The organism is Paracoccus sp. FO-3 (assembly GCF_006386455.1).
Taxonomy (GTDB): Bacteria; Pseudomonadota; Alphaproteobacteria; order Rhodobacterales; family Rhodobacteraceae; genus Paracoccus; species Paracoccus versutus.
The window spans coordinates 49225-72882 of the sequence record NZ_VCBQ01000012.1 but is presented as its reverse complement, the minus strand read 5'-3'; the positions used below and the strand labels follow the sequence as shown (position 1 = coordinate 72882).

The following is a 23658-nucleotide window of genomic DNA, read 5'->3' as shown; positions in this document are numbered from 1 at the left end:
GGCAGGGGCGCGGGCCACGTCCTCTTTCATCACCCGGCCGTCGCGGCCGGTGCCGGTGACGGCATCGCGGCCGACCCCGGCCTCGGCCATGGCCTTCTTGGCCGAAGGGGCGTCCTCGACATCCTTGCGCGGCGCGGGCGTTTCCGGGCCGGCGCCGGGCGATTGCACGGCGGCTGCGGCGGCCGCCGGGGCCTCGGCCTTGGGGGCCGCGGTCGCGCCTTCGGTGATGATGGCCAGCCTGGCGCTGGCCTCGACCGTCGCGCCCTCGGGGGCCAGGATCTCGGCCAGCACGCCCGCGGCGGGGGCCGGCACCTCGACCGAGACCTTGTCGGTCTCAAGCTCGCACAGCATCTCGTCCTGCGCGACCGCGTCGCCGACCTTCTTGAACCAGGTCGCGACCGTCGCTTCGGTCACGCTTTCGCCCAGGGTGGGCACCATCACGTCGACGGATTTTCCGCTCATCTTCCTCTGTCCTTCCTGAGCCTTCGTGCCCGCATCAGCCTTGGGCAACATTTCTTCCGGGCCGGCATCGCCCTGTTCCATGATCTGCGCGAGCAGCGCGTTCGGCGCGACCACCGTGCCCTCGGGCGCGACGATCTCGGCCAGCTTGCCGGCGACGGGCGAGGGCACCTCGACCGTCACCTTGTCGGTTTCCAGCTCGCACAGCATTTCATCCACGGCGACGCGGTCGCCCGGTTTCTTGAACCAGGTGGCCACCGTCGCCTCGGATACCGATTCCCCAAGCGTGGGGACGCGTAGTTCCACTGCCATGTCAGGCCCCGATGGTGATCGCTTCGTGGACCAGGGCCTCCTGCTCGGCCTTGTGGCGCGAGGCAAGCCCGGTGGCCGGCGAGGCCGCGGCATGGCGGCCGACATAGCGCGGCCGGCCGTGCTTGGCGCCGATGCGCGACAGCACCCATTCGATATTGGGCTCGACGAAGCTCCAGCCGCCCTGGTTCTTGGGTTCTTCCTGGCACCAGACGATCTCGGCATCCTTGAAGCGTTCCAGCTCCTTGGACATGCTCTGGGCCGGGAAGGGATAGAACTGCTCGAGCCGCAGGATATGCACATCCTCGGCACCGGCGGCGTCGCGGGCCTGCGCGAGGTCGTAATAGACCTTGCCCGAGCAGATCACCACGCGGCGGATCTTGTCGTCCGGGGCCAGCTTGAACTCGGACTTGCCGCGGTCGGCATCGTCCACCAGCACGCGGTTGAAGGTCGAGCCGGCCAGGAACTCGTCCGCCGTGGACACCGCCAGCGGGTGGCGCAGCAGCGATTTCGGCGTCATCAGCACCAGCGGCTTGCGGAAGGGCCGCTTCAGCTGCCGGCGCAGGATGTGGAAATAGTTCGCCGGCGTGGTGCAGTTCGCCACGATCCAGTTGTCCTCGGCGCACATCTGCAGCCAGCGCTCCAGCCGGGCCGAGCTGTGTTCCGGGCCCTGGCCCTCATAGCCATGCGGCATCAGCATGACGAGGCCGGACATGCGCAGCCATTTCTTTTCGCCCGAGGTGATGAACTGGTCGAACATGATCTGGGCGCCGTTGGCGAAATCGCCGAACTGGGCCTCCCACATGACCAGGCTGTTCGGCTCGGCCAGCGAATAGCCGTATTCGAAGCCCAGCACCGCATATTCCGACAGCATCGAGTCGATGGCCTCGTAGCGCGCCTGCCCGCCGCGGATGTGGTTCAGCGGGTAGTAGCGTTCCTCGGTCGCCTGGTCGACGAAGGCCGAATGGCGCTGCGAGAAGGTGCCGCGGGTCGAATCCTGCCCGGCGAGGCGCACCGGATGCCCCTCCAGCAGCAGCGAGCCGAAGGCCAGCGCCTCGCCCGTGGCCCAGTCGAAGCCCTGGCCGGTCTCGAACATCTGCTTCTTGGATTCCAGCAGGCGGCCGACGGTCCTGTGCAGGTCGAAGCCTTCGGGCACGCGGGTCAGCGCGCCGCCGATCTCGGCCATGGTCTCGGGCGCGATGCCGGTCTGGCCCAGGTTCTCCTCGGCATGCTCGGCCTCGAGCCCCGACCATTTGCCGTCCAGCCAGTCGGCCTTGTTCGGCTTGAAGTTCTTGCCGACCTCGAACTCCTCGTTCAGATGGGCCTGGAAGGCGGCCTTCATCTCCTCGATCTCGCCCTCGGGGACCAGGCCGTCGGCGACCAGCCGCTCGGTATAGCGTTGCAGCGTGGTCTTCTGGCCCTTGATCTTCTTGTACATCACCGGGTTGGTGAACATCGGCTCGTCGCCTTCGTTGTGACCGAAGCGGCGATAGCAGAAGATGTCGATGACCACGTCCTTGTGGAATTTCTGCCGGAACTCGGTCGCGACCTTGGCGGCATGGACCACCGCCTCGGGGTCGTCGCCGTTGACGTGGAAGATCGGCGCCTCGACCATCAGCGCGATGTCGGTCGGATAGGGCGAGGTGCGGCTGAAATGCGGCGCGGTGGTGAAGCCGATCTGGTTGTTCACCACGATATGGATGCAGCCGCCGGTGCGGTGGCCCTTGATGCCGGAAAGCTGGAAGCATTCCGCCACGATGCCCTGGCCGGCAAAGGCCGCGTCGCCATGCAGCAGGATCGGCAGCACCGCCGTGCGATAGGTCTGGTCGGACAGCTGGTCCTGCTTGGCGCGGACCTTGCCCAGCACCACCGGGTTCACCGCCTCGAGGTGCGAGGGGTTCGCGGTCAGCGACAGGTGGACGGTGTTGTCGTCGAAAGTGCGGTCCGACGATGCGCCGAGGTGATATTTCACGTCGCCCGAGCCGTCCACGTCGTCGGGCTTGTAGCTGCCGCCCTGGAATTCGTGGAAGATGGCGCGATAGGGCTTGCCCATCACATTGGCCAGGACCGACAGGCGGCCGCGGTGCGGCATGCCGATCACCACGTCCTTGACGCCAAGCGCGCCGCCGCGCTTGATGATCTGCTCCATCGCCGGGATCAGCGCCTCGCCGCCGTCAAGGCCGAAGCGCTTGGTGCCCATATACTTGACATGCAGGAACTTCTCGAAGCCCTCGGCCTCGACCAGCTTGTTGAGGATGGCGCGGCGCCCCTCGCGGGTGAAGGCGATCTCCTTGCCGTAGCCCTCGATCCGCTCCTTGAGCCAGCCGGCCTCTTCGGGGTTCGAGATATGCATGAACTGCAGCGCGAATGTGCCGCAATAGGTGCGGCTCATCAGGTCGACGATCTGGCGGATCGTGGCGATCTGCAGGCCAAGCACGTTGTCGATGAAGATCGGCCGGTCCAGGTCGGCCTCGGTGAAGCCGTAGGTCTTGGGGTCCAGCTCGCCGTGGTCGGGGATCTCGCGCATGCCCAGCGGATCCAGGTCGGCATGCAGGTGGCCGCGGATGCGGAAGGCGCGGATCAGCATGATGGCGCGGACGCTGTCCAGCACGGCGCGCTTGAGCTGCTCGTCGGTCAGGTTCACGCCCTTTTCGCCGGCCTTGGCGGCGATCTTGTCCAGCGCCGCCTTGGCCTCGGACTTGGGCAGCATCGGCCATTCGCCGGTCAGCGCCGCGGTGGTGTCGTCGGCGGGCACCGGCGGCCAGTCGGCGCGCTGCCAGCTTGCGCCCTTGGCCTCGCGGGTGACGACGGTCTCCTCGTCGCCCAGGCTGCGGAAGAAGGCGTCCCACGCCTGATCCACCGCCGCCGGGTTCTGGGCCCATTGGCCGTAAAGCTGCTCGACATAGGCCGCGTTATGGCCCTGCAGGAAGCTCGAATCGTGGAAGGCCGAGTTTGGGGATTGATCGTTCATTGGCTTGCCTCCGGGAAATCCTATCCGTTCGCGCCTTGATCAGGGGCGGTCGCATTGTTCGGGCCATGTCCGGGGGTGGTCCCGGCCATCAGCCTGGTCTGAAGATCCTGATACCATGCCGGCAGCCCGGCGCGCGGCTGGCGCAGCAGGGCGGGCAGGTTGCGGCCGGCCAGCAGGGCGCCGCGGAATTGCGGCAGATCCCAGCGGCCTCCGGCGATGTCCTTGGGCAGTTCGGCCAGCGTCATGCGCAGGTACCACAGCGCATAGCGGGCCAGGTCGCGGCCCTGCCGCTCGGAATTGCGGCGGACGAAATAGGCGATGTTGAGCATGGCCAGCATGGTGCTGATCCGGCGCCGGTCGCGGCCTGCCGCCGCCTCGAAATGGTGGATATGCGCATCCGGCGCGATGGCCAGCATCCCGTGCCGGCCAAAGCGATAGCTGGCATCCAGATCCTCGGCGATCGAACTGCCGGCCAGCCCTTCGTCGAAGGGTTCGCGCAGCGCCAGGTGGCGGCGCAGGGTCATGGCGAAGCCGACGATGAAATCGACGCGCAGCAGCCCCTGCGGCAGGGTGGCGTCGCCCTGCCAGCGCCGCTCGGGGCGGTCGTAGCCCAGGAAGCGCTGCTCGGCCGGGATCATCAGCAGGTGGTGCAGGGCAAGGTCGATGCCGCGCTGCACCGGCCCCGCCCGGCCCCTGGCCAGCGCGCCGGCGCGGTTGGTCTGCTTGCGTTCGTCCCCGGCCTTCGCGCCGGCCAGCGGCGCATTGCGGGCCGAGATGGCGACGATCCGGCCCTGCGTGTCGGCGCGGTAATGCGCCATGATCTGCGCGGCGCAACCCGAATGCAGCAGCGCGTCGTCGTCGATCATGAACAGGATGTCGGCACGGGCCAGCGCGACGGCCTGGTTGCGCTGCACGGTCAGCGATTTGCGCCGGGCCGGCACATAGGTCAGCGGACAGCCGCCGGCCGCGGCGATCACCGCCTCGACCCCTTCACGGTTCTGCGCCCAGTCGGCGCTGGCATCGACGATGACGATCTCGGCCGGCCGCTCGGTCGAGGCCATCGCGGCACGTACGCAATCGCAAAGCAGCTTGCCGCGCTGATAGGTCGAGACGCAAAGCGCCCAGTCCTGCGCCGCCACGGGCGAGGCGGGGCGTTCCGCCGGCGGTTGGGGCTGCGGGATCATGCCGCGCCTCGATTGGGCAGCGGGGCAGGGCCGCAGGCCGGGCAGGGCGCTGCCCCGGCGGTTCTGGCGACGATCTGGCGACGACGGCGGTCCAATCTGGCACCTGCTGGTAAGGTCTGGCGCGGCCCCCGCTAAAGGTAGGCAGGGGCCGCGCCCAAGTCAAAAGCCTTGCGGCAAAGTTACCGGCCGAGCGCTTTCAGCACCGCCTCGCCCAGGCCCGCGGGGCTGTCGGCGACGATGATCCCGGCCGATTTCATGGCCTCGATCTTGGATTCCGCGTCGCCCTTGCCGCCCGAGACGATGGCGCCGGCATGGCCCATGCGGCGGCCCTTCGGCGCGGTGCGCCCGGCGATGAAGCCGGCGGTCGGCTTCCACTTGCCCTTGCGCTTCTGCTCGGCCAGGAATTCGGCGGCCTCTTCCTCGGCGGAACCGCCGATCTCGCCGATCATGATGATCGACTCGGTTTCGGGGTCGTCCAGGAACATGCGCAGCACGTCGATATGCTCCATGCCCTTGATCGGGTCGCCGCCGATGCCGACCGCGGTGGACTGGCCCAGGCCGACGTCGGTGGTCTGCTTCACCGCCTCATAGGTCAGGGTGCCCGAGCGCGACACGACGCCCACCGACCCGCGCGAGAAGATCGAGCCCGGCATGATGCCGATCTTGCATTCGCCCGGCGTCAGGATGCCGGGGCAGTTCGGGCCGATCAGCGTGGACTTGCTGTCGATCAGCGCGCGCTTGACCCGCATCATGTCGAGGACCGGGATGCCCTCGGTGATGGCGACGATCAGCGGGATTTCCGCGTCGATGGCTTCCAGGATCGAATCGGCCGCGAAGGGCGGCGGGACATAGATCACGGACGCATTGGCGCCGGTTTTTTCCACGGCCTCGTGGACCGAGTTGAAGACCGGCAGGTCCAGATGCGTCGTGCCGCCCTTGCCGGGGGTCACGCCGCCGACCATCTGCGTGCCATAGGCGATGGCCTGTTCGGTGTGGAAGGTGCCCTGGGATCCGGTGATCCCCTGGCAGATGACTTTGGTGTCTTTGTTGACGAGAACGGCCATTCAAGCCTCCTGCAAAAATCAAGTTCATGCGGGCCTATGCCCGCATCATTTCGTATCTCGGCTTAGCGTGATGGTCGCCAGCGGCTCGGAATGGCTGTATCTGCCGGAAAGGCTGAAACTGATATCGCCTTTCGTAAAGGTCGAACGCCCTCCAGTGTCGGCCACCGGCTGGTAGCCTTGGGCAATCATTTCCGAATGGACCGTGCGGAATGACGAATATCCCACGTCACGCCTGACGTCGATGTCACATGGGATTGGTCCATTAGGGTCGCTGACCTTTATGATGTCGACCTTCTCGAACAGGCCTTTGCCCGCAACAGGTTCCATTCGGGTATAGGAGTAGGCGCCCGTCCATTCCCGCGTGATCGTATAGCCCTGTCCAAGCAGTGATTGCAGGGTTTGTGGCCCCTGCAATTCGCTTGCAAGACAGGCTCGCGTGGCAATTCGTAGCTGTTCAGCCCTGTCAAACGGTGCTTGAGCCGCAGCCGGCACGACTTCAGGCGCATTTTCAGCACCGGCCGGAATGCCTTCGTAGTTCGTGCAGGCAGAAAGACTGGCCGCGCTCAGCATACAAATCACCGCGATCCGCATTAGCCCTTGACCGCCTTGACGATCTTCTGCGCCGCATCCGACAGGTCGTCGGCCGCGATCACGTTCAGGCCCGACTCGCCGATGATCTGCTTGCCCAGCTCCACGTTGGTGCCCTCAAGCCGCACGACCAGCGGGACTTGCAGACCAACTTCCTTCACCGCGGCGATGATGCCTTCCGCGATGATGTCGCAGCGCATGATGCCGCCGAAGATGTTGACCAGGATGCCTTTGACGTTCGGGTCCGAGGTGATAATCTTGAACGCCTCGGTCACTTTCTCCTTGGTGGCGCCGCCGCCGACGTCGAGGAAGTTCGCCGGCTCCGCGCCGAACAGCTTGATGATGTCCATCGTCGCCATCGCCAGGCCGGCGCCGTTGACCATGCAGCCGATCTCGCCGTCCAGCGCGATATAGTTCAGGTCGAATTTCGAGGCGGCGAGTTCCTTGGGGTCTTCCTCGGTCTCGTCGCGCAGCGCCAGGATGTCGGGCTGGCGATAAAGGGCGTTGTTGTCGAAGCCCATCTTCGCGTCCAGCGCCTTGAGGTTGCCGTCCTTCATCACGATCAGCGGGTTGATCTCCAGCATCTCCATGTCCTTCTCGATGAACATGCGATACAGGTTCTTGACCAGCGCCACGCATTGCTTGACCTGCGGGCCCGAAAGACCCAGGGCGAAGGCCACGCGGCGGCCGTGGAAATCCGAAAGCCCCGAGGCCGGATCGACGCTGAAGGTCACGATCTTTTCCGGGGTCGAGGCGGCGACTTCCTCGATGTCCATGCCGCCTTCGGTCGAGGCGACGAAGCTGACGCGCGAGGTGCCGCGGTCGACCAGCAGCGCCAGATACAGCTCGCGCTCGATGTCGCTGCCGTCCTCGATATAGATGCGGTTGACCTGCTTGCCGGTCTCGCCCGTCTGGTGGGTGACGAGGGTGCGGCCCAGCATCTGGCGGGTCAGCTCCTCGGCCTCTTCCACCGATTTGGCCAGGCGGACGCCGCCTTTTTCACCGGCTTCCTTTTCCTTGAAGTGACCCTTGCCACGGCCGCCGGCGTGGATCTGGGCCTTGACGACCCAGAGCGGCCCGTCGAGTTCCCCCGCCGCCGCCTTGGCCTCGTCGGCCTTCATCACCACCCGCCCGTCCGAGACCGGCGCGCCGTATTGGCGCAGCAACGCCTTGGCCTGGTATTCATGGATGTTCATCGTCTTCCCCCGCAGTTGTCGGTTGGCGGGGCTTGTGCCACATTCCACGCCGGCGCCAAAGCCCCATGAAGGGCGAAATCCCTAAAACTGGCGGTAATCCGCCTTTTGTGATCACAGTTTTCGAGGCTGTGATCGCAAATCCCCGGCTGCCGGGACGGCGGGGCGGGAATCCCCGGCCTGGGCCGGCGCTTTCGCGTCCCGGATCAGGGCGCGCCGGGGGTCAGGCAGGGCCCAGGAGGTCCGCACGGCCAGCGGTTCGTCCGCCGCGGCGCTGGCCTGCCTTATGCTGCGCGGGCCGTGCGTCCGCGCCATGAAAAAGCCCCGCCGCAGCCGGCGGGGCCTGTCCTTGCCGTCGCTGGCCGGCGATCAGGCCAGGGTGGCGTCGATGCCCTTGCAGGCCGCGACCAGCCCTTTGACCGCGTCCACGGACTTGTCGAACATCGCCTGCTCGTCCTTGTCCAGGGTGATGTCGATGACGCGCTCGATGCCGCCGGCGCCGATCACGGTCGGCACGCCGACATAGAGCCCGTCCAGCCCATAGGCGCCCTTCACATAGGCGGCGCAGGGCAGCACGCGCTTCTGGTCCTTGAGATAGGCTTCCGCCATCTCGATGGCCGAGGTCGCGGGCGCATAGAAGGCCGAGCCGGTCTTCAGCAGGCCGACGATCTCGGCGCCGCCGTCGCGGGTGCGCTGCACGATGGCGTCCAGCTTGTCCTGGGTGGTCCAGCCCATCTTGACCAGGTCGGGCAGCGGGATGCCGGCCACGGTCGAATAGCGGGTCAGCGGCACCATGGTGTCGCCATGGCCGCCCAGCACGAAGGCGGTCACGTCGCGCATCGAGACGCCGAATTCCAGCGACAGGAAGTGGCGGAAGCGGGCCGAATCGAGCACGCCGGCCATGCCGACGACCTTTTCATGCGGCAGGCCGCTGAACTCGCGCAGCGCCCAGACCATGGCGTCCAGCGGGTTGGTGATGCAGATCACGAAGGCGTTCGGGGCATGCTGCTTGATGCCCTCGCCCACGGATTTCATGACCTTGAGGTTGATGCCCAGCAGGTCGTCGCGGCTCATGCCCGGCTTGCGGGGCACGCCGGCGGTGACGATGCACACATCGGCGCCGGCGATGTCGGCATAATCGTTGGCGCCCTTCATGACGGCGTCGAAACCCTCGGACGGGCCCGATTGCGCGATGTCGAGCGCCTTGCCCTGGGGCGTGCCCTCGGCGATGTCGAACAGGACGACGTCGCCCAGCTCCTTCATCGCGGCCAGATGCGCCAGCGTGCCGCCGATCTGTCCCGCACCGATGAGTGCGATCTTGGGTCGGGCCATGTTAACCTCCGATTTCCATGATGGTTCGCGCGGTGGCCTAGTCCCTCGGGATGAGAATCGCAAGCCTTGGCTGCGGGTCCGCCGCGAAAACCGCTGTTGTCAACCGCTAACATGGAAATGGCGGCGGCGTATTGCCGCGGTTGCGCCGCTGGATTACTCGGGAGGGGCGGGACACGGGGGCGCGCGGATGGAGATGCTGGGCTGGGTGCTGGCGGTGATCGCCGCCTTTTCGATCGGGCTGGCCAAGGGAGGGCTGTCCATGGTCGGCACCATCTCGGTGCCGCTGCTGGCGCTGGTCATGTCGCCGGTGCAGGCGGCGGGCATCCTGCTGCCGGTCTATATCATCTCGGACATCGGCGGGCTGATCGCCTTTCGCCGCGATTTCGACGCGCGGGTGCTGCGGACGCTGGTGCCGGGCGCGATCACCGGCATCGCCCTGGGCTGGGCCACCGCGCATCACGTCGACGACGCGCAGGTCGGGCTGATCGTCGGCGTGATCGGCCTGGCCTTTGCGCTGAACGCCCTGCTGCGCAGCCGGGTCAGCGCCAGCGCCCGGCCGCCGCGCTGGGGGGCGGGCAGCTTCTGGGGCACGATCTCGGGCTATACCAGCTTCGTGTCGCATTCGGGCGCGGCACCCTATCAGGTCTATGCCCAGCCCCTGCGCATGACGCCGATGACCTATGCCGGCACCACGACGATCTTCTTTGCCATCTGCAATGCGGTGAAGCTGATTCCCTATGCCATGCTGGGCCAGCTGTCGGCGCATAACCTGTCGGTGGCCGCCGTGCTGATGGTGCCCGGCGTGCTGGGCGTGCTGGCGGGACTGTGGCTGGTGCGGCGGATGTCTGCGCAGGTCTTCTATGGCTTCATCACCTGGGCGCTGATGCTGGTTTCGGCCAAGCTGATCTGGGACGGGATCTGATGCCGCAGTGCGGCAAATCGGTGCTTGCGATTCGCTTCCTTTCGGGGCAGGTTCGCGCAAGATTATTACGCGAGGCCCCGATGACCCGTCCCTATCGTTCCGTCCTCTATATTCCGGCCGCCAATGTGCGGGCCATGGAAAAGGCCCAGGCGCTGGCCGCCGATGCGATCATCTTCGATCTCGAGGATGCGGTGGCGCCCGCCGAGAAGGTGGGGGCGCGGGACTTGCTGGCCAAAGCGCTGCAGGCCGATTACGGCGGCCGGGTGCGGATCGTCCGCATCAACGGCATGGACACCGAATGGGGCGAGGGCGACGCCCGCGCCTTTGCCTCGGGCGCCGATGCGGTGCTGGTGCCCAAGGTCAGCCGCGGCGCCGACCTGGACCGGGTGGCGGCGCTGGTGCCCGACACTCCGCTCTGGGCGATGATGGAGACGGCCGAGGGCATGCTGAACGCCGCCGAGATCGCCGCCCATCCGCGCCTGCAGGGCATGGTGATGGGCACCAACGACCTGGCCAAGGAGCTGAACAGCCGCTTTCGCGCCGACCGGCTGCCGATGATGGCGGGGCTGGGCCTGTGCCTGCTGGCCGCGCGGGCGCATGGCCGGGTCATCGTGGACGGCGTGTTCAACGCCTTCAAGGACGACGAGGGGTTGCGCGCCGAATGCGAGCAGGGCCGCGACATGGGCTTCGACGGCAAGACCCTGATCCACCCGGCACAGCTGGCCATTGCCAACGAGGTCTTTGCGCCGTCGGAAGCCGAGGTCGATCTGGCCCGCCGCCAGATCGAGGCCTTCGACGAGGCGCAGGCCCAGGGCAAGGGCGTCGCGGTGGTGGACGGCAGGATCGTCGAGAACCTGCATGTCGAGACCGCCCGCGTCACTTTGGCCAAGGCCGCGGCGATTGCCGCGCTGGCAGGGTGATGGCAAAGTAAGCGCCATTTACATCCAGCGAAAGGACAAAGCCAGATGTTGATCCTGATCCTTGGCGTGGCGCTTTGGTGGGCGGCGCATCTTCTCAAGCGGCTGGCACCGGGGCCGCGCGACCGGCTGGGCCGGGGCGGCGTGGCGGGGGCGCTGGCGGTCTCGGTGGTGCTGATGGTGATCGGCTATCGCATGGCGGACGGTCCCCATTGGTGGGGCGCGACCGCACCGCTGAAGGGCGTCAACAACCTGCTGGTGCTGCTGGGCTTCTATCTTTTCGCCGTCGCCGGCATGAAGACCCGCCTGGCCCGCCATATCCGCCACCCGCAGCTGACCGGCTTTGCGCTCTGGGCCCTTGCGCATCTGCTGCCCAATGGCGACCTGCCCAGTTTCGTGCTGTTCGGCGGGCTGCTGCTCTGGTCGCTGGTCGAGATGGCCGTGATCAACCGCGCGCAGCCGGGCTGGACCCCGCCCGCCGGGCCGTTCCCGGTCCGCAAGGAGGCGATGGCCGCGGTCGGCACCGTGGTCCTGTTCGGGGTCGTGGCGCTGGTCCACGCCTGGCTGGGCTATAACCCCTTTGGAGGCTGACATGCCCAAGATCTATCGCCTGCTGACCGAGGACGACACCTCGGCCTTCTGCCACAAGGTCAGCGAGGCGTTGTCGAAGGGCTGGGAGCTGCATGGCGACCCCGCCTATGCCTTCGACGCGGCGCGCGGCGTGATGCGCTGCGCCCAGGCCGTCACCAAGCAGATCGAGGCGGATTATCACCCGGACATGAAACTGGGCCAGCAATAGGAAACCACCATGAGCAAGACCAATCCGGGCCGCTTCTTCGAGGATTACCGCGTCGGCCAGGTGATCCGCCACGCCGTCCCCCGCACCGTGGCCGAGGGCGAGCGCGCGCTTTACCATGCGCTCTACCCGGCGCGGCACGCGCTTTATTCCTCGGACGAGTTCGCGGCCGCCTCGGGTCTGGACGGCAGCCCGCTGGACGACCTGATCGCCTTTCACATCGTCTTCGGCAAGTCAGTCCCCGACATCAGCCTGAACGCGGTGGCGAACCTGGGTTATGCCGAGGGCCGCTGGCTGAAGCCGGTCTGGCCGGGCGACACGCTGCGCTCCGAATCCGAGGTGATCGGGCTCAAGGAGAACTCCAACGGCAAGTCCGGCGTGGTCTGGGTCCGCACCCGCGGCCTGAACCAGATGGACGAGGTGGTGCTGGACTATGTGCGCTGGGTCATGGTGCGCAAGGGCGACGACGCGGCGCCGGCGCCCGAGCCGGTGGTGCCGGAACTGGCGAAATCGGTCGCGCCCTCCGATCTGGTGCTGCCCGAGGGGCTGGATTTCCTGCAATACGACTTCGGCCTGGCCGGCGAGCCGCACCGCTGGGGCGACTATGAGGTCGGCGAGGTCATCGACCATGTGGACGGCGTCACCATCGAGGAGGCCGAGCATATGCTGGCCACCCGGCTGTGGCAGAACACCGCCAAGGTGCATTTCGACGCCACCTTCCGCGAGGACGGCAAGCGGCTGATCTATGGCGGCCATGTCATCAGCATGGCCCGCGCGCTCAGCTTCAACGGGCTGGCCAATGCGCAGATGATCGTGGCGCTGAACGGCGGGGCCCATGCCAATCCCTGCTTTGCCGGGGACACCATCCGCGCCTGGTCCGAGGTGCTGGACAAGGCTGACACCCATGCGCCGGGCGTCGGCGCGATCCGGCTGCGGCTGGTGGCGCACAAGGGCGCGGCCGGTGATCACGCCCTGCGCGGCGAGGATGGAAAATATGCCCCGCAGGTGCTGCTGGACCTGGATTACTGGGCCCTGATGCCGAAATGACCGCCCTGCGCCCCGGCGCGGCCGGCCCGCGACTCGCGGCCGCGCCGGGGTTGAACATGACCGAATCCCTCGGTTATCCGGGGAAATCCGGCGAGTCCGTCCTGATACCGCAATCATTCGAAAGGGTCGGAGCCTGCCCGTGATCACAGCTGGCGTTTGCGTGATCACAAAAACGGAAAATCTGTCGCATATCCGCCTTACGTCTGGCATCCACCCGTGACAGATGCGACAAGGCGGCTAAAAGCAAACCCAATTTCGGCCAGCCCTCGCCGCCAGCCGTCGCGTGCGGGGCCTGAACGCAGGAGAGCGCATCATGGCTGACGTCAACCGGGGCAACCGGCCATTGTCACCGCATTTGCAGGTCTATCGCCTGCCCATCGCCGCAATCACCTCGATCATGACCCGCATCACCGGGCACGCGCTGGTCGCCGGGATCGTGCTGATCACCTGGTGGCTGGTCGCCGCCGTCACCTCGCCGGGCGCCTTCGCCTGCGCGGACTGGGTGATGCGGTCCTGGCTGGGCTTCATCATCCTGACCGGCTCGATGTGGTCGCTGTGGTATCACCTGCTCGCCGGGCTGCGCCACCTGGCCTATGACGCGGGCTACGGGCTGGAGATCGAGGAAGCGCGCAAATCCAGCCAGGCGCTGATCGCGGGTTCGGTCGTCCTGGCCGTGCTGACGCTGATCATCTTCTTCGCGTTCTGAGGAAAGGGCAGGATCATGCGTTACATCACCCCCCGCAAAGCTGCCGAAGGCCTGGGCTCGGCGCACGAGGGCACCCAGCACCACTGGGCCATGACCGTCTCGGCCGTCGCGCTGACCGTGCTGACGCCGCTGTTCATGATCGTGGTCGCCCGCGCCATCGGCCTGTCGCAGGAACAGCTGCTGGCCTATTTCGGCCGGCCCTTCCCGGCGCTCATCACCGCTCTGTTCGTGATCGTGGGCATGGTCCACTTCATCAAGGGCACGCGGATCATGATCGACGATTATTTCCAGGGTGGCGTGCGCAAGGCCGCCATCATCTTTTCCGTGATCTTCGGCTGGGCGGTCATCGCCGCCGCCGTCTATGCGCTGGCCCGGATGGGCCTTGGCGCGATCGTCGTCCTCTGAGGTTCCGCCATGGCTGCTTATAAATACGAAACGCACGAATATGATGTCGTGGTCGTCGGTGCCGGTGGCGCGGGCCTGCGCGCGACGCTGGGCATGGCCGAACAGGGCCTGCGCACCGCCTGCGTGACCAAGGTCTTCCCGACCCGCTCGCACACGGTCGCGGCGCAGGGCGGCATCGCCGCCAGCCTGTCGAACATGGGTCCGGACAACTGGCAGTGGCACATGTATGACACCGTCAAGGGCTCGGACTGGCTGGGCGACACCGACGCCATGGAATACCTGGCGCGCGAGGCCCCCAAGGCGGTCTACGAGCTGGAGCACTACGGCGTGCCCTTCAGCCGGACCGAGGAGGGCAAGATCTACCAGCGCCCCTTCGGCGGCCACACCACCGAATTCGGCGAAGGCCCGCCGGTGCAGCGCACCTGCGCCGCCGCCGACCGCACCGGCCATGCCATCCTGCACACGCTCTATGGCCGGTCGCTGAAGGAAAAGGCGGAATTCTTCATCGAATATTTCGCGCTGGACCTGATCATCACCGACGGCGCCTGCACCGGCGTGGTGTGCTGGAAGCTGGATGACGGCTCGATCCACGTCTTCAACGCCAAGATGGTGGTGCTGGCGACCGGCGGCTATGGCCGCGCCTATTTCAGCGCCACCTCGGCCCATACCTGCACCGGCGACGGCGGCGGCATGGTGGCCCGGGCGGGCCTGCCGCTTCAGGACATGGAATTCGTGCAGTTCCACCCGACCGGCATCTACGGCTCGGGCTGCCTGATCACCGAGGGCGCGCGCGGCGAGGGCGGCTACCTGACCAACAGCGAGGGCGAGCGCTTCATGGAGCGTTACGCGCCGACCTACAAGGATCTGGCCAGCCGCGACGTGGTCTCGCGCTGCATCACCATCGAGATCCGCGAGGGCCGCGGCGTCGGCCCGCACAAGGATCACATGTTCCTGAACCTGATGCACCTGCCGCCGGAAAGCCTGGCCGAGCGGCTGCCGGGCATCTCGGAATCGGCCAAGATCTTCGCCGGCGTGGACGTGACGCGCGAGCCGATCCCGATCCTGCCGACGGTGCATTACAACATGGGCGGCATCCCCACCAACTACTGGGGCGAGGTGCTGGACCCGACCGCCGAAAGCCCGGACCGGGTCTTCCCCGGCCTGATGGCGGTGGGCGAGGCCGGCTGTGCCTCGGTCCATGGCGCGAACCGGCTGGGATCGAACTCGCTGATCGACCTGGTGGTCTTTGGCCGCGCCGCCGCCATCCGCGCCGGGCAGGTGATCGACCGCAAGGCGGCGATCCCCACCACCAACAAGGAACAGGTGGACAAGGCGCTGGACCGCTTCGACCGCATCCGCAACGCCAACGGCTCGGTGCCGACCGCCGAGCTGCGGCTTGAGATGCAGCGCACCATGCAGGCCGATGCCGCGGTGTTCCGCACCGACAAGACCCTGGCCGAGGGCGTCGAGAAGATGCAGGCGATCGCGGCCAAGATGGACGACCTGAAGGTCACCGACCGCAGCCTGATCTGGAACAGCGACCTGATGGAGACGCTGGAGCTGACCAACCTGATGCCCAACGCGCTGGCGACCATCGTCGGCGCCGAGGCGCGCAAGGAAAGCCGCGGCGCCCATGCCCATGAAGACTACCCCGAGCGGGATGATGCCAACTGGCGCAAGCACTCGCTTGCCTGGGTCGAAGGCAACGATGTTAAACTGGCCTATCGGCCCGTTCATCTTGAACCCCTGACTACCCAGGACGAGGGCGGGATCGACCTGAAAAAGATCGCACCCAAAGCGAGGGTTTATTGATGCGTCTTCCCCTGATCCTGCCCATGGCCCTGACCGCCGCCGCGCTGACCCTTTCGGGCTGCGTGGTCCAGAACCCCGGCATGGCGCCGGCGCCGCTGCCGCCGGTCGCGGCCCCCGCGCCGGATGCGGCGATGCGGTCCTCGGCCCGCGTCATCGTCAACCGCGAGATGGCCCGGCGCCTGCCCGGCGCCAATGTCGCGCCCTATACCGATTGCGTGATGCAGAACGCCACCACGGCGGAACTGTCCAGCATCGCCGCTGCCGGCGCGGCCGGGGCGGGGGATGCGGTGGCCGCCATCGTCGGCCGTCCGTCCACCACGCAATGCATCGCCAGCGCCGCGGCGGCGGCCAAGCAGGCCGCCTGATGGCCGGGCGCGGCGCGCTTGGCCTGCGCCTTGCCCCGGCGCTGCTGGGGCTGGCGGCCTGCGCGCCCGCGCCGGTGCAGATCCCGGTCGCAGAGGCCGAGCGCGTCTGCATGGTCCAGGCGCTCGACGCCCGCGCGCCGCGCACCCAGGTCGGCATCGGCGTCGGCTCGCACGGCTATCGCGGCGGCTTCGTCAGCGTCGACCTGTCCTCGGACCAGATCCTGGGGCGCGATCCGTCCCAGGTCTTCGACCAATGCGTCCAGCGCCGCTCGGGGCAGAAGCCCACGCGGCCGCTTTACGAACAGCCGGGCTGGAGGGTGCATTGACGCCCTCTGCCCAAGCCACCGCATGACGGCCTAGTCGCAAGACGACGGTCTGACCACCAGGAGTTACCCAATGGTCCAACTTACCCTTCCCAAGAACAGCCGCATGCGGGTCGGCAAGACCTGGCCGAAACCCGAAGGCGTGACGAACGTCCGCCGCTTCAACATCTACCGCTGGGATCCCGATACCGGCGAGAACCCGCGCATCGACACCTATTTCGTCGACATGGACAAATGCGGGCCCATGGTGCTGGACGCGCTGATCAAGATCAAGAACGAGATCGACCCGACGCTGACCTTCCGCCGCTCCTGCCGCGAGGGGATCTGCGGCTCCTGCGCGATGAACATCGACGGCGGCAACCATCTTGCCTGCATCTACGGCATGGACGAGATCAAGGGCGACGTGAACATCTATCCGCTGCCGCACATGCCGGTGGTCAAGGATCTGATCCCCGACCTGACGCATTTCTATGCCCAGCACGCCTCGGTGAACCCCTATCTCATCACCGAGACGCCGACCCCCGACAAGGAATGGCGCCAGTCGATCGAGGATCGCAAGAAGCTGGATGGGCTTTACGAATGCGTGATGTGCGCCAGCTGCTCGACCGCCTGCCCGAGCTATTGGTGGAACGGCGACCGCTACCTGGGCCCGGCGGCCCTGCTGCACGCCTATCGCTGGATCATCGATTCGCGCGACGAGGCCACGGGCGAGCGCCTGGATGCGCTGGAAGACCCGTTCAAGCTGTATCGCTGCCATACGATCATGAACTGCACCAATACCTGTCCCAAGGGGCTGAACCCGGCCAAGGCCATCGCCTCGATCAAGCACATGATGGTGGACCGTATCGTTTGATTTGCACGGCCGTCATGGCCGGTATGCCGTGATATACCGGTTGACGCCGCGTCGCAGAGGTAGATTTTTCTGCGGCGCGGCATTATCTTTTTCGGCGGGGAAGAGCATCACTTCGACCCGGAGACCTTCGGATGAAAACCCTTGCCGAGACCCAAAAACCCAGCGCCAACCTGGCCGTGCTGAAGCCGGCCAAGGCGGAAGACCGCGCGGCCCTGGCCGTGCTGGAGCAGATGTACGGCTATTTCAGCTTCGATCCGATGCCGATGGAAGCCGACATTCGCCAGGCCGCCTGAAGCGCGGCCACCTTGTCCGCACGCGCGGGCCTTCCAGCGCGGCTTCCCGGCCGCGCTCTTGTTTTTCGGGTATTTGGGAAGCGGTGAAAGGCGGACCGTTTTTCCGTTTCCAAAATACCCATGCGGCAGGGCCGGCAGGCGCGCTGTGCAAGGTGTGCGCAAGCCTTGCGATGCCGGGGACGCGCGCATAGCATCGCGCCATGATCCGAACCATTCCCGAAGATGCCGCCGAGCGCCGGGCCATTCGCCCGGTCATCTGCTATCCGAACCATACCCTTCCCGATCCGGACCTGCCCGGCTTGCAGGCCGTTCGCCTGACGGCGCGCAAATCCGGGGAATGCCTGGTGCCCCCGCGCGAGGCGCGTTGCTTTCACGTGCCGGCCGGGCATTTCTTTCGCATCACCAGCGTCGAGGGGCCGCAGGTCGGCGACCTGAACCTGTGGTCCGCCGCCGATCCGCGCGAACGGTTCTATTCCGGCAAGACCCGCGCGCTGCACGGCACCCATCTGACGCGCGGCCATCGCATGTGGTCCAGCTTTCCGCATCTGCGCCCGATGGCCACCGTGACCGAGGATACGCTGGAATGGTATGGCATCGACGAATACGGCGGCTCGGTCCATGACGTGATCGGCACGCGCTGCGACCCCTATACCCATCGCCTGCTGAGCGGGCAGGACTATCACCATTGCTGCCATTCCAACCTGGTCAACGCGCTGATGGCCGAGATGGGCCTGTCGCGCGAGGCGGCCGAGCCCCTGGTGCATGACGTGCTGAACGTCTTCATGTGCACGGGCTTCACCCGCGACACCGGGGAATATTTCATGAAGGCAAGCCCGGTGCGCCCCGGCGACCATATCGAGTTCTTTGCCGAGATCGACCTGATCGGCGGGCTTTCGGCCTGTCCGGGCGGCGATTGCGGCAGCGCGCATTCCAGCGACGCCGCCGCCTGCCATCCGCTGCTGGTCGAGATCTTCGCGCCGGCCCGGCCCGCGGGACGGGCAGAGCCGGGGCCGAGCGCCTATCGCTGGCCCTAAAGCGAGATCGGCCGCATCACCTCGGGCTCGATCACCTGCACGCCCGGCAGGCCGGCCTTCAGCACCTCGGCATCCTGCGCCAGCAGCGGGAAGGTCTTGTAATGGCAGGGGATCACGGTCTTGAAGTCGAAATACTTCCGCGCCGCCCAGGCCGCGCGGTCCATGTCCATGGTGAAATGCCCGCCGGCGCAGAGGATGCCGATGTCGGGCCGGTGATATTCGCCCATCCACGCCATGTCGGCCATGATGTCGGTATCGCCCGAGACATAGATCACATGGCCCTCGCCCGCGATCATGAAGCCCGACTCGTGGCCGGCATAGACCGGCCCCTCGGCGCCCTCGAAGGACGAGGAATGGCTGGCATTCACCATCGTCACCCTGGCCCCGCCCAGATCGACCGTGCCGCCCTTGTTGAAGCCGATGCCCTCGATGCCCTCGTGCTTCATCCAGGTCGAGACCATGTCGTAGATGCCGACGGCGGGAATCCCCAGCTCCTTGGCGATCGAGACGGTATCGCCGGTATGGTCGCCGTGGCCATGCGTCACCAGGATATGGGTGGCGCCCGCGATGGCCTCGTCGCGGCTGTCCTCGGGGAACATCGGATTGCCCGAAAGCCAGGGGTCGATCAGGATCACCGCCTGTTCGATCTCCAGCCGGAAGCCGGAATGGCCAAGCCAGGTCAGTTTCATGGAAGGGCTCCTTTTCTTGCGCTGCCGCATCCTGCCAAGCCCGGCGGCGGCCGTAAAGTTCCGCCGCAAGGTTCCGCCTGCGCGGGTGCTTGCCCCGCCCCGGCCGCCCCGGTAAAACCCGGCGCAAGCGAAAGGAGCCTCCCATGGCGATCACCGAGGACGAAGCCCGCAAGGTCGCGCATCTGGCGCGGATTGCGGTCAAGGACGCCGACCTGCCCGCGCTGGCGCAGGAGCTGAACGGCATCCTGCATTTCATGGAACAGCTGAACGAGGTCGATGTCGAGGGCGTCGAGCCGATGACCGGGGTCGAGCCGATGCGCCTCAAGCGCCGCCAGGACGTCGTCACCGATGGCGAGATGCAGGATCTGATCCTGAAGAACGCGCCCGATGCGCGCGAGGGCTTCTTTGCCGTGCCGAAGGTGGTGGAATGAGCGACCTGAACAAACTGACCATCGCCCAGGCCCGGGACGGGCTGCGCAAGGGCGATTTCACCAGCACCGAGCTGACCGAGGCCTGCCTCGGCGCCATCGACGCCGCCGGCGCGCTGAACGCCTATTCTCACAAGACCCCGGGAAAGGCCCGCGAAATGGCGGCGGCCGCCGACAAGCGCATCGCCGCGGGCGACGCGCCCGCCATGTGCGGCATCCCGCTGGGCATCAAGGATCTGTTCTGCACCCGCGACGTGCCGTCCCAGGCCGCGAGCCGGATCCTGGAAGGCTTCCTGCCGCAATATGAATCGACGGTGACGCAGAACCTGTGGGATGCGGGCGCGGTCATGCTGGGCAAGCTCAGCATGGACGAATTCGCCATGGGCTCGTCCAACGAAAGCGCCTGCTATGGCCCGGTGGTCAACCCGTGGAAAGTGGACGACCGGCAGCTGACGCCCGGCGGCTCCTCGGGCGGCTCGGCGGCGGCGGTGGCGGCGGACCTGTGCCTGGCCGCGACCGGCACCGATACCGGCGGCTCGATCCGCCAGCCGGCGGCCTTTACCGGCACCGTGGGGCTGAAGCCGACCTATGGCCGGGTCAGCCGCTGGGGGGTGATCGCCTTTGCCAGCTCGCTGGACCAGGCCGGGCCGATGACCAAGTCGGTCCGCGACGCCGCGATCATGCTGGGCGCCATGGCCTCGGTCGATGCCAAGGATTCGACCAGCGCCGAACGCCCGGTGCCGGATTACGAGGCCGCGCTGACCGGCGACATCCGCGGCCGTCGCATCGGCATTCCGCGCGAATACCGCATGGAGGGCATGTCGGACGAGATCGACGCGCTCTGGCACAAGGCGGCCGAGATGCTGCGCGACGCCGGTGCCGAGGTGGTGGACATCACCCTGCCGCATACGAAATACGCGCTGCCGGCCTATTACGTGATCGCGCCGGCCGAGGCGTCGTCGAACCTCGCGCGCTATGACGGGGTGCGCTATGGCCGCCGCGCCAGGCTGGGCGCCGGCGACGGCGTGGTCGAGATGTATGAAAAGACCCGCGCCGAGGGCTTCGGCCCCGAGGTGCAGCGCCGGGTGATGATCGGCACCTATGTGCTGTCGGCGGGCTTCTACGACGCCTATTACAACCGCGCCCGCAAGGTCCGCGCGCTGATCAAGCGCGACTTCGACCAGGTCTTTGCCGATGGCATCGACGCGATCCTGACGCCGGCCACCCCCAGCGCCGCCTTTGGCCTGGGCGAGATGTCGGGCAAGGATCCGGTCGAGATGTATCTCAACGACGTCTTTACCGTCACGGTGAACCTGGCCGGGCTGCCGGGGATTTCGGTGCCGGTGGGGCTGGATCGGCAGGGCCTGCCGCTGGGAATGCAGCTGATTGGCCGGCCCTGGGACGAAGGCGGGCTCTTGAACCTTGCACAGAGCCTCGAATCTGCGGCAGGATTTGCGGCGAAACCCTCGCGCTGGTGGTGAGCGGCCTCAAACCGGAGAGAATGATGCGGAACCTGGCGATCCTGGCCCTGCTTGGCCCCGTTCTTGCCCTGGCCGGCTGCGGCGAGAATACGGGCTGGAACCCGAATTACAGCGCCATGCACAATGGTTCGCCCTATGCGGAATACCTGCAAGCGCGCGAGGTCGCGCTGCATGGCAAGGGCCCGGTGCCCAAGGTGATCCCGATCGCCCTGCCGGCGCAGGCGCCCACCGCAGCCCAGATCGCCGGCACGGCGGCAAAGCCGCGCGCCCAGGCAGCCGCCCAAGCCGCGCCTGCCCCCGCCGCAGCAGCGCCCCCGGCCGGGGCACCGGCGGCGACGCAGGCCGCGACTCCCTCGCTGGTGCGTTATGCGCAGCAGGAAACCCAGGCGCCGGGCACGCGGAAATACCAGCGCAGCGGCAGTTCCGAATCGGCGGCGGCGCGGGCCTGCCGCAGCTATGCCAGCGCGGATGTGGCGCAAAGCGCCTTCCTCGCGGCGGGCGGGCCGGTGATCGACCCGCGCGGGCTCGACCCGGACGGCGATGGTTTCGCCTGCGGCTGGGATCCGCGCCCGCTGCGCCAATCCGGGCTTTGAGCCCTTCGCCCAATCACGGCGACCGGCGCGGGCAACAGCCTTCGCTGGTCGTGATCCATTACACCGGCATGGCGGACGGCCCCTCGGCCCGCGCCCGGCTCTGCGATCCCGGCGCCGAGGTCAGCGCGCATTGGCTGGTCCATGAGGACGGGACGACCGAGGCGCTGGTGCCCGAGGACCGCCGCGCCTGGCACGCGGGCGCCGGTGCGTGGCAAGGGCGCGAGGACGTGAATTCGCGCAGCATCGGCATCGAACTGGTCAATCCCGGCGACCGGCCCTTCCCCGAGCCGCAGATGGCGGCGCTCGAGGCGCTGCTCGGCGCCATCATGGCGCGCTGGTCCATCCCGCCCCAGGGCGTGATCGCCCATTCCGACATGGCGCCGGGGCGCAAGATCGACCCCGGCCCGCGTTTCGACTGGCGCCGGCTGGCCTTGCAGGGGCTTGCAGTCTGGCCCGAGGGGCCGGGCCCCGACCTGCCGCTGGCCGACAGCCTGGCCCGCATCGGCTATCCCGAGGATCCGGCGCGCCTTGCCGCCTTCCGCCTGCGCTTCCGCCCCTGGGCCGATGGCCCCGAGGACGAAACCGACCGCCGGCTGGCCGCGGCGCTGGCTTATCGCGGGTTTCTTTCGTGCCCAAATATCCCGCAGGGGGAGGCCGCCGCGGCAGCGGCGGACGGGGGACGCGAAGTCCCCCCGCAACGATCCAACAAGCGGTCCTAGAAAAGCGCCTCGATTCGCCGGGCCTCGGTCTCCAGCCCATAGGGCGCATTCAGCACCACCATGCCCGAGCCGACCATGCCATGGCCGGGCCGCGCCGGCGGGAAGCGCACCTGCGAGACCAGCGCCTCGGGATGGTTGCGGCGCAGCGCCTCGACCATGGGCGCATGGCGGCCGTCTGCCAGGATCGGATACCACAGCGCGATCACGCCGACGTTCCACTTGCGCGCCAGCTTGGCGACATGGCGCGGGATGGCGTCGTAATCGGCCTTGACCTCATAGCTGGGGTCGATCAGCAGCAATCCGCGCCGCGGCGTGGGCGGGCAGATCGCCTGCGCCATCTGGAACCCGTCCTGCCGGTGCAGATGCGCAAAGCCTGCGACCTCGGCCAGCGCCTGGTGCTCGGCCGGGTGCAGCTCGGCCAGATGCGCCACGTCGCCAGGGCGCAGGAAATGCCGCGCGATCAGCGGCGAGCCGGGATAGGCGGTCGCGCCATGACGGGCGCGCACCGCCTCCAGCGCAAGGCGCAGCGGGTGATCCGTGGGCAGCCAGTTTTCGGAAAGCGCGCGGGTGATGCCGGCGGCCGCCTCGCCGGTCTTTTCCGCCTCGGGCGCCGACAGGTCGTAGAGGCCGCGCCCGGCATGGGTTTCCAGGTAGCTCAGCGGCTTCGGCTTGGCGGTCAGATAGGCCAGCACCCAAGCCAGCAGCGCGTGCTTGTGCAGGTCGGCCAGGTTCCCGGCGTGATAGGCGTGCTGATAGGACAACATGTCCCGCGATTAACCCGATGGCCCGGAAATGAAAAGCGGCGGCGCCCAGGGAGGAGGAGGGGGCACCGCCGCGCAACGCTGGCCCAGGGAGGAGGAGGGGCCGCGTATGGGGTGCGGCAATGGCAGGGAGGAGGAGGCCATTACCGCTAGCTGACAGTCCCAGGGAGGAGGAGAGGACCGTCGCATTCCGTTCCGCCTTGCGGCGGTGTTTTGGCGGCGCCCTCCAGGGAGGAGGAGGGGAGGGCGCCGCGCAGAACGGGAAGCCCAGGGAGGAGGAGGGGCTTCGCCGTGTCGGTTTGGCGGCGCCTCCGGGAGGAGGAAAGAGGCTGCCGCCGGACCGCGAGACCCAGGGAGGAGGAGGGGTCTCGCCGTATGGGGTGGCGGCATCCCCAGGGAGGAGGAGGGGGAGCC

Annotated in this window: 26 protein-coding genes; 17 read left to right on the top strand and 9 right to left on the bottom strand. The window is 67.4% G+C overall.

The annotated features are described in order from the left end of the window. From FE811_RS05305 to mdh, 7 genes are all read right to left on the bottom strand, one after another. Positions 1 to 771, bottom strand: a 771-nt coding sequence (locus FE811_RS05305) for a biotin/lipoyl-containing protein (RefSeq protein WP_181180821.1), incomplete at its 3' end; no start/stop codon positions are given. A 1-nt stretch (position 772) separates the two neighbouring features. Further along, entirely contained in the window at positions 773 to 3739 is a 2967-nt protein-coding gene (locus FE811_RS05300; RefSeq protein ID WP_036750265.1) for a 2-oxoglutarate dehydrogenase E1 component, read from the bottom strand. Between the two features lie 20 nt (positions 3740 to 3759). Next, positions 3760 to 4923 carry a glycosyltransferase family 2 protein gene (locus FE811_RS05295; protein WP_116223026.1) on the bottom strand — a complete coding sequence of 388 codons (1164 nt, stop codon included), beginning with the start codon at positions 4921 to 4923 and terminating at the stop codon, positions 3760 to 3762. A 179-nt stretch (positions 4924 to 5102) separates the two neighbouring features. Beyond that, positions 5103 to 5987 carry a succinate--CoA ligase subunit alpha gene (sucD, locus tag FE811_RS05290; RefSeq protein ID WP_036750260.1) on the bottom strand — a complete coding sequence of 295 codons (885 nt, stop codon included), beginning with the start codon at positions 5985 to 5987 and terminating at the stop codon, positions 5103 to 5105. A gap of 45 nt (positions 5988 to 6032) precedes the next feature. Then, complete coding sequence (locus tag FE811_RS05285; RefSeq protein ID WP_140846942.1) at positions 6033 to 6578, bottom strand: hypothetical protein; 546 nt, start codon at positions 6576 to 6578, stop codon at positions 6033 to 6035. Continuing rightward, the gene (gene sucC / locus FE811_RS05280) at positions 6578 to 7771 is read right to left on the bottom strand and encodes an ADP-forming succinate--CoA ligase subunit beta (RefSeq protein WP_036750254.1); all 1194 of its coding nucleotides are present in this window, start codon (positions 7769 to 7771) and stop codon (positions 6578 to 6580) included. Before sucC ends, FE811_RS05285 begins: the two co-directional genes overlap by 1 nt. A gap of 366 nt (positions 7772 to 8137) precedes the next feature. Next, entirely contained in the window at positions 8138 to 9100 is a 963-nt protein-coding gene (gene mdh / locus FE811_RS05275; protein WP_036750251.1) for a malate dehydrogenase, read from the bottom strand. A 187-nt stretch (positions 9101 to 9287) separates the two neighbouring features. Here mdh and FE811_RS05270 point away from each other — a divergent pair, with 187 nt between their 5' ends. The 13 genes from FE811_RS05270 (at position 9288) to FE811_RS05215 (ending at position 18573) form a co-directional block, all read left to right on the top strand. Next, positions 9288 to 10022, top strand: coding sequence for a sulfite exporter TauE/SafE family protein (locus FE811_RS05270; protein ID WP_072461034.1), 735 nt, complete (start codon positions 9288 to 9290; stop codon positions 10020 to 10022). An 80-nt stretch (positions 10023 to 10102) separates the two neighbouring features. Then, complete coding sequence (locus FE811_RS05265; RefSeq protein ID WP_116223025.1) at positions 10103 to 10942, top strand: CoA ester lyase; 840 nt, start codon at positions 10103 to 10105, stop codon at positions 10940 to 10942. A 45-nt stretch (positions 10943 to 10987) separates the two neighbouring features. Further along, complete coding sequence (locus tag FE811_RS05260) at positions 10988 to 11530, top strand: NnrU family protein (protein WP_072461032.1); 543 nt, start codon at positions 10988 to 10990, stop codon at positions 11528 to 11530. A 1-nt stretch (position 11531) separates the two neighbouring features. After that, complete coding sequence (locus tag FE811_RS05255) at positions 11532 to 11738, top strand: DUF1737 domain-containing protein (RefSeq protein ID WP_036750239.1); 207 nt, start codon at positions 11532 to 11534, stop codon at positions 11736 to 11738. A gap of 9 nt (positions 11739 to 11747) precedes the next feature. Next, positions 11748 to 12782, top strand: coding sequence for a MaoC family dehydratase (locus FE811_RS05250; protein WP_072461030.1), 1035 nt, complete (start codon positions 11748 to 11750; stop codon positions 12780 to 12782). A 313-nt stretch (positions 12783 to 13095) separates the two neighbouring features. Continuing rightward, positions 13096 to 13488, top strand: coding sequence for a succinate dehydrogenase, cytochrome b556 subunit (gene sdhC / locus FE811_RS05245; RefSeq protein ID WP_036750387.1), 393 nt, complete (start codon positions 13096 to 13098; stop codon positions 13486 to 13488). A gap of 15 nt (positions 13489 to 13503) precedes the next feature. Then, positions 13504 to 13893: a succinate dehydrogenase, hydrophobic membrane anchor protein gene (gene sdhD, locus FE811_RS05240; protein WP_036750234.1), complete on the top strand. Its 390-nt coding sequence runs from the start codon at positions 13504 to 13506 to the stop codon at positions 13891 to 13893. A 9-nt stretch (positions 13894 to 13902) separates the two neighbouring features. Beyond that, complete coding sequence (gene sdhA / locus FE811_RS05235) at positions 13903 to 15705, top strand: succinate dehydrogenase flavoprotein subunit (RefSeq protein ID WP_072461029.1); 1803 nt, start codon at positions 13903 to 13905, stop codon at positions 15703 to 15705. After that, a complete protein-coding gene (locus tag FE811_RS05230) occupies positions 15705 to 16070 on the top strand; it encodes a hypothetical protein (RefSeq protein WP_036750228.1) in 366 nt (121 codons plus the stop codon). The genes sdhA and FE811_RS05230 overlap by 1 nt, the downstream gene beginning before the upstream one ends. Beyond that, positions 16070 to 16396, top strand: a complete 327-nt coding sequence (locus FE811_RS05225) for a hypothetical protein (RefSeq protein ID WP_052095694.1) — start codon at positions 16070 to 16072, stop codon at positions 16394 to 16396. Before FE811_RS05230 ends, FE811_RS05225 begins: the two co-directional genes overlap by 1 nt. 70 nt (positions 16397 to 16466) lie before the next feature. Further along, positions 16467 to 17246: a succinate dehydrogenase iron-sulfur subunit gene (locus tag FE811_RS05220; protein WP_116223024.1), complete on the top strand. Its 780-nt coding sequence runs from the start codon at positions 16467 to 16469 to the stop codon at positions 17244 to 17246. Positions 17247 to 17377: 131 nt separating this feature from the next. After that, positions 17378 to 17539 carry a hypothetical protein gene (locus FE811_RS27370; RefSeq protein ID WP_166435614.1) on the top strand — a complete coding sequence of 54 codons (162 nt, stop codon included), beginning with the start codon at positions 17378 to 17380 and terminating at the stop codon, positions 17537 to 17539. A gap of 200 nt (positions 17540 to 17739) precedes the next feature. Continuing rightward, a complete protein-coding gene (locus tag FE811_RS05215; protein ID WP_036750223.1) occupies positions 17740 to 18573 on the top strand; it encodes a DUF1989 domain-containing protein in 834 nt (277 codons plus the stop codon). Here FE811_RS05215 and FE811_RS05210 read toward each other — a convergent pair. Next, a complete protein-coding gene (locus FE811_RS05210) occupies positions 18570 to 19262 on the bottom strand; it encodes a metal-dependent hydrolase (protein ID WP_114535129.1) in 693 nt (230 codons plus the stop codon). The two genes, FE811_RS05215 and FE811_RS05210, sit on opposite strands and share 4 nt — an antisense overlap. Before the next feature lie 143 nt (positions 19263 to 19405). Here FE811_RS05210 and gatC point away from each other — a divergent pair, with 143 nt between their 5' ends. Genes gatC through FE811_RS05190 form a run of 4 tightly spaced genes read left to right on the top strand, consistent with a single transcriptional unit; the run spans position 19406 to position 22483 of the window. Further along, positions 19406 to 19693, top strand: a complete 288-nt coding sequence (gene gatC / locus FE811_RS05205) for an Asp-tRNA(Asn)/Glu-tRNA(Gln) amidotransferase subunit GatC (RefSeq protein WP_010393062.1) — start codon at positions 19406 to 19408, stop codon at positions 19691 to 19693. Continuing rightward, on the top strand, positions 19690 to 21171 hold the full coding sequence (gene gatA / locus FE811_RS05200; protein ID WP_072461027.1) for an Asp-tRNA(Asn)/Glu-tRNA(Gln) amidotransferase subunit GatA: 1482 nt from the start codon (positions 19690 to 19692) through the stop codon (positions 21169 to 21171). Before gatC ends, gatA begins: the two co-directional genes overlap by 4 nt. A gap of 20 nt (positions 21172 to 21191) precedes the next feature. After that, positions 21192 to 21764 (top strand): hypothetical protein, encoded by a 573-nt coding sequence (locus FE811_RS05195; protein WP_240540278.1) that lies wholly within the window; start codon positions 21192 to 21194, stop codon positions 21762 to 21764. Beyond that, entirely contained in the window at positions 21761 to 22483 is a 723-nt protein-coding gene (locus tag FE811_RS05190) for an N-acetylmuramoyl-L-alanine amidase (RefSeq protein WP_140846937.1), read from the top strand. The genes FE811_RS05195 and FE811_RS05190 overlap by 4 nt, the downstream gene beginning before the upstream one ends. On the opposite strand, the gene rlmJ is transcribed toward FE811_RS05190, so the two are convergent. Next, a complete protein-coding gene (gene rlmJ, locus FE811_RS05185) occupies positions 22480 to 23247 on the bottom strand; it encodes a 23S rRNA (adenine(2030)-N(6))-methyltransferase RlmJ (protein WP_116223003.1) in 768 nt (255 codons plus the stop codon). The genes FE811_RS05190 and rlmJ overlap by 4 nt on opposite strands. Positions 23248 to 23658 lie beyond the last annotated feature (411 nt).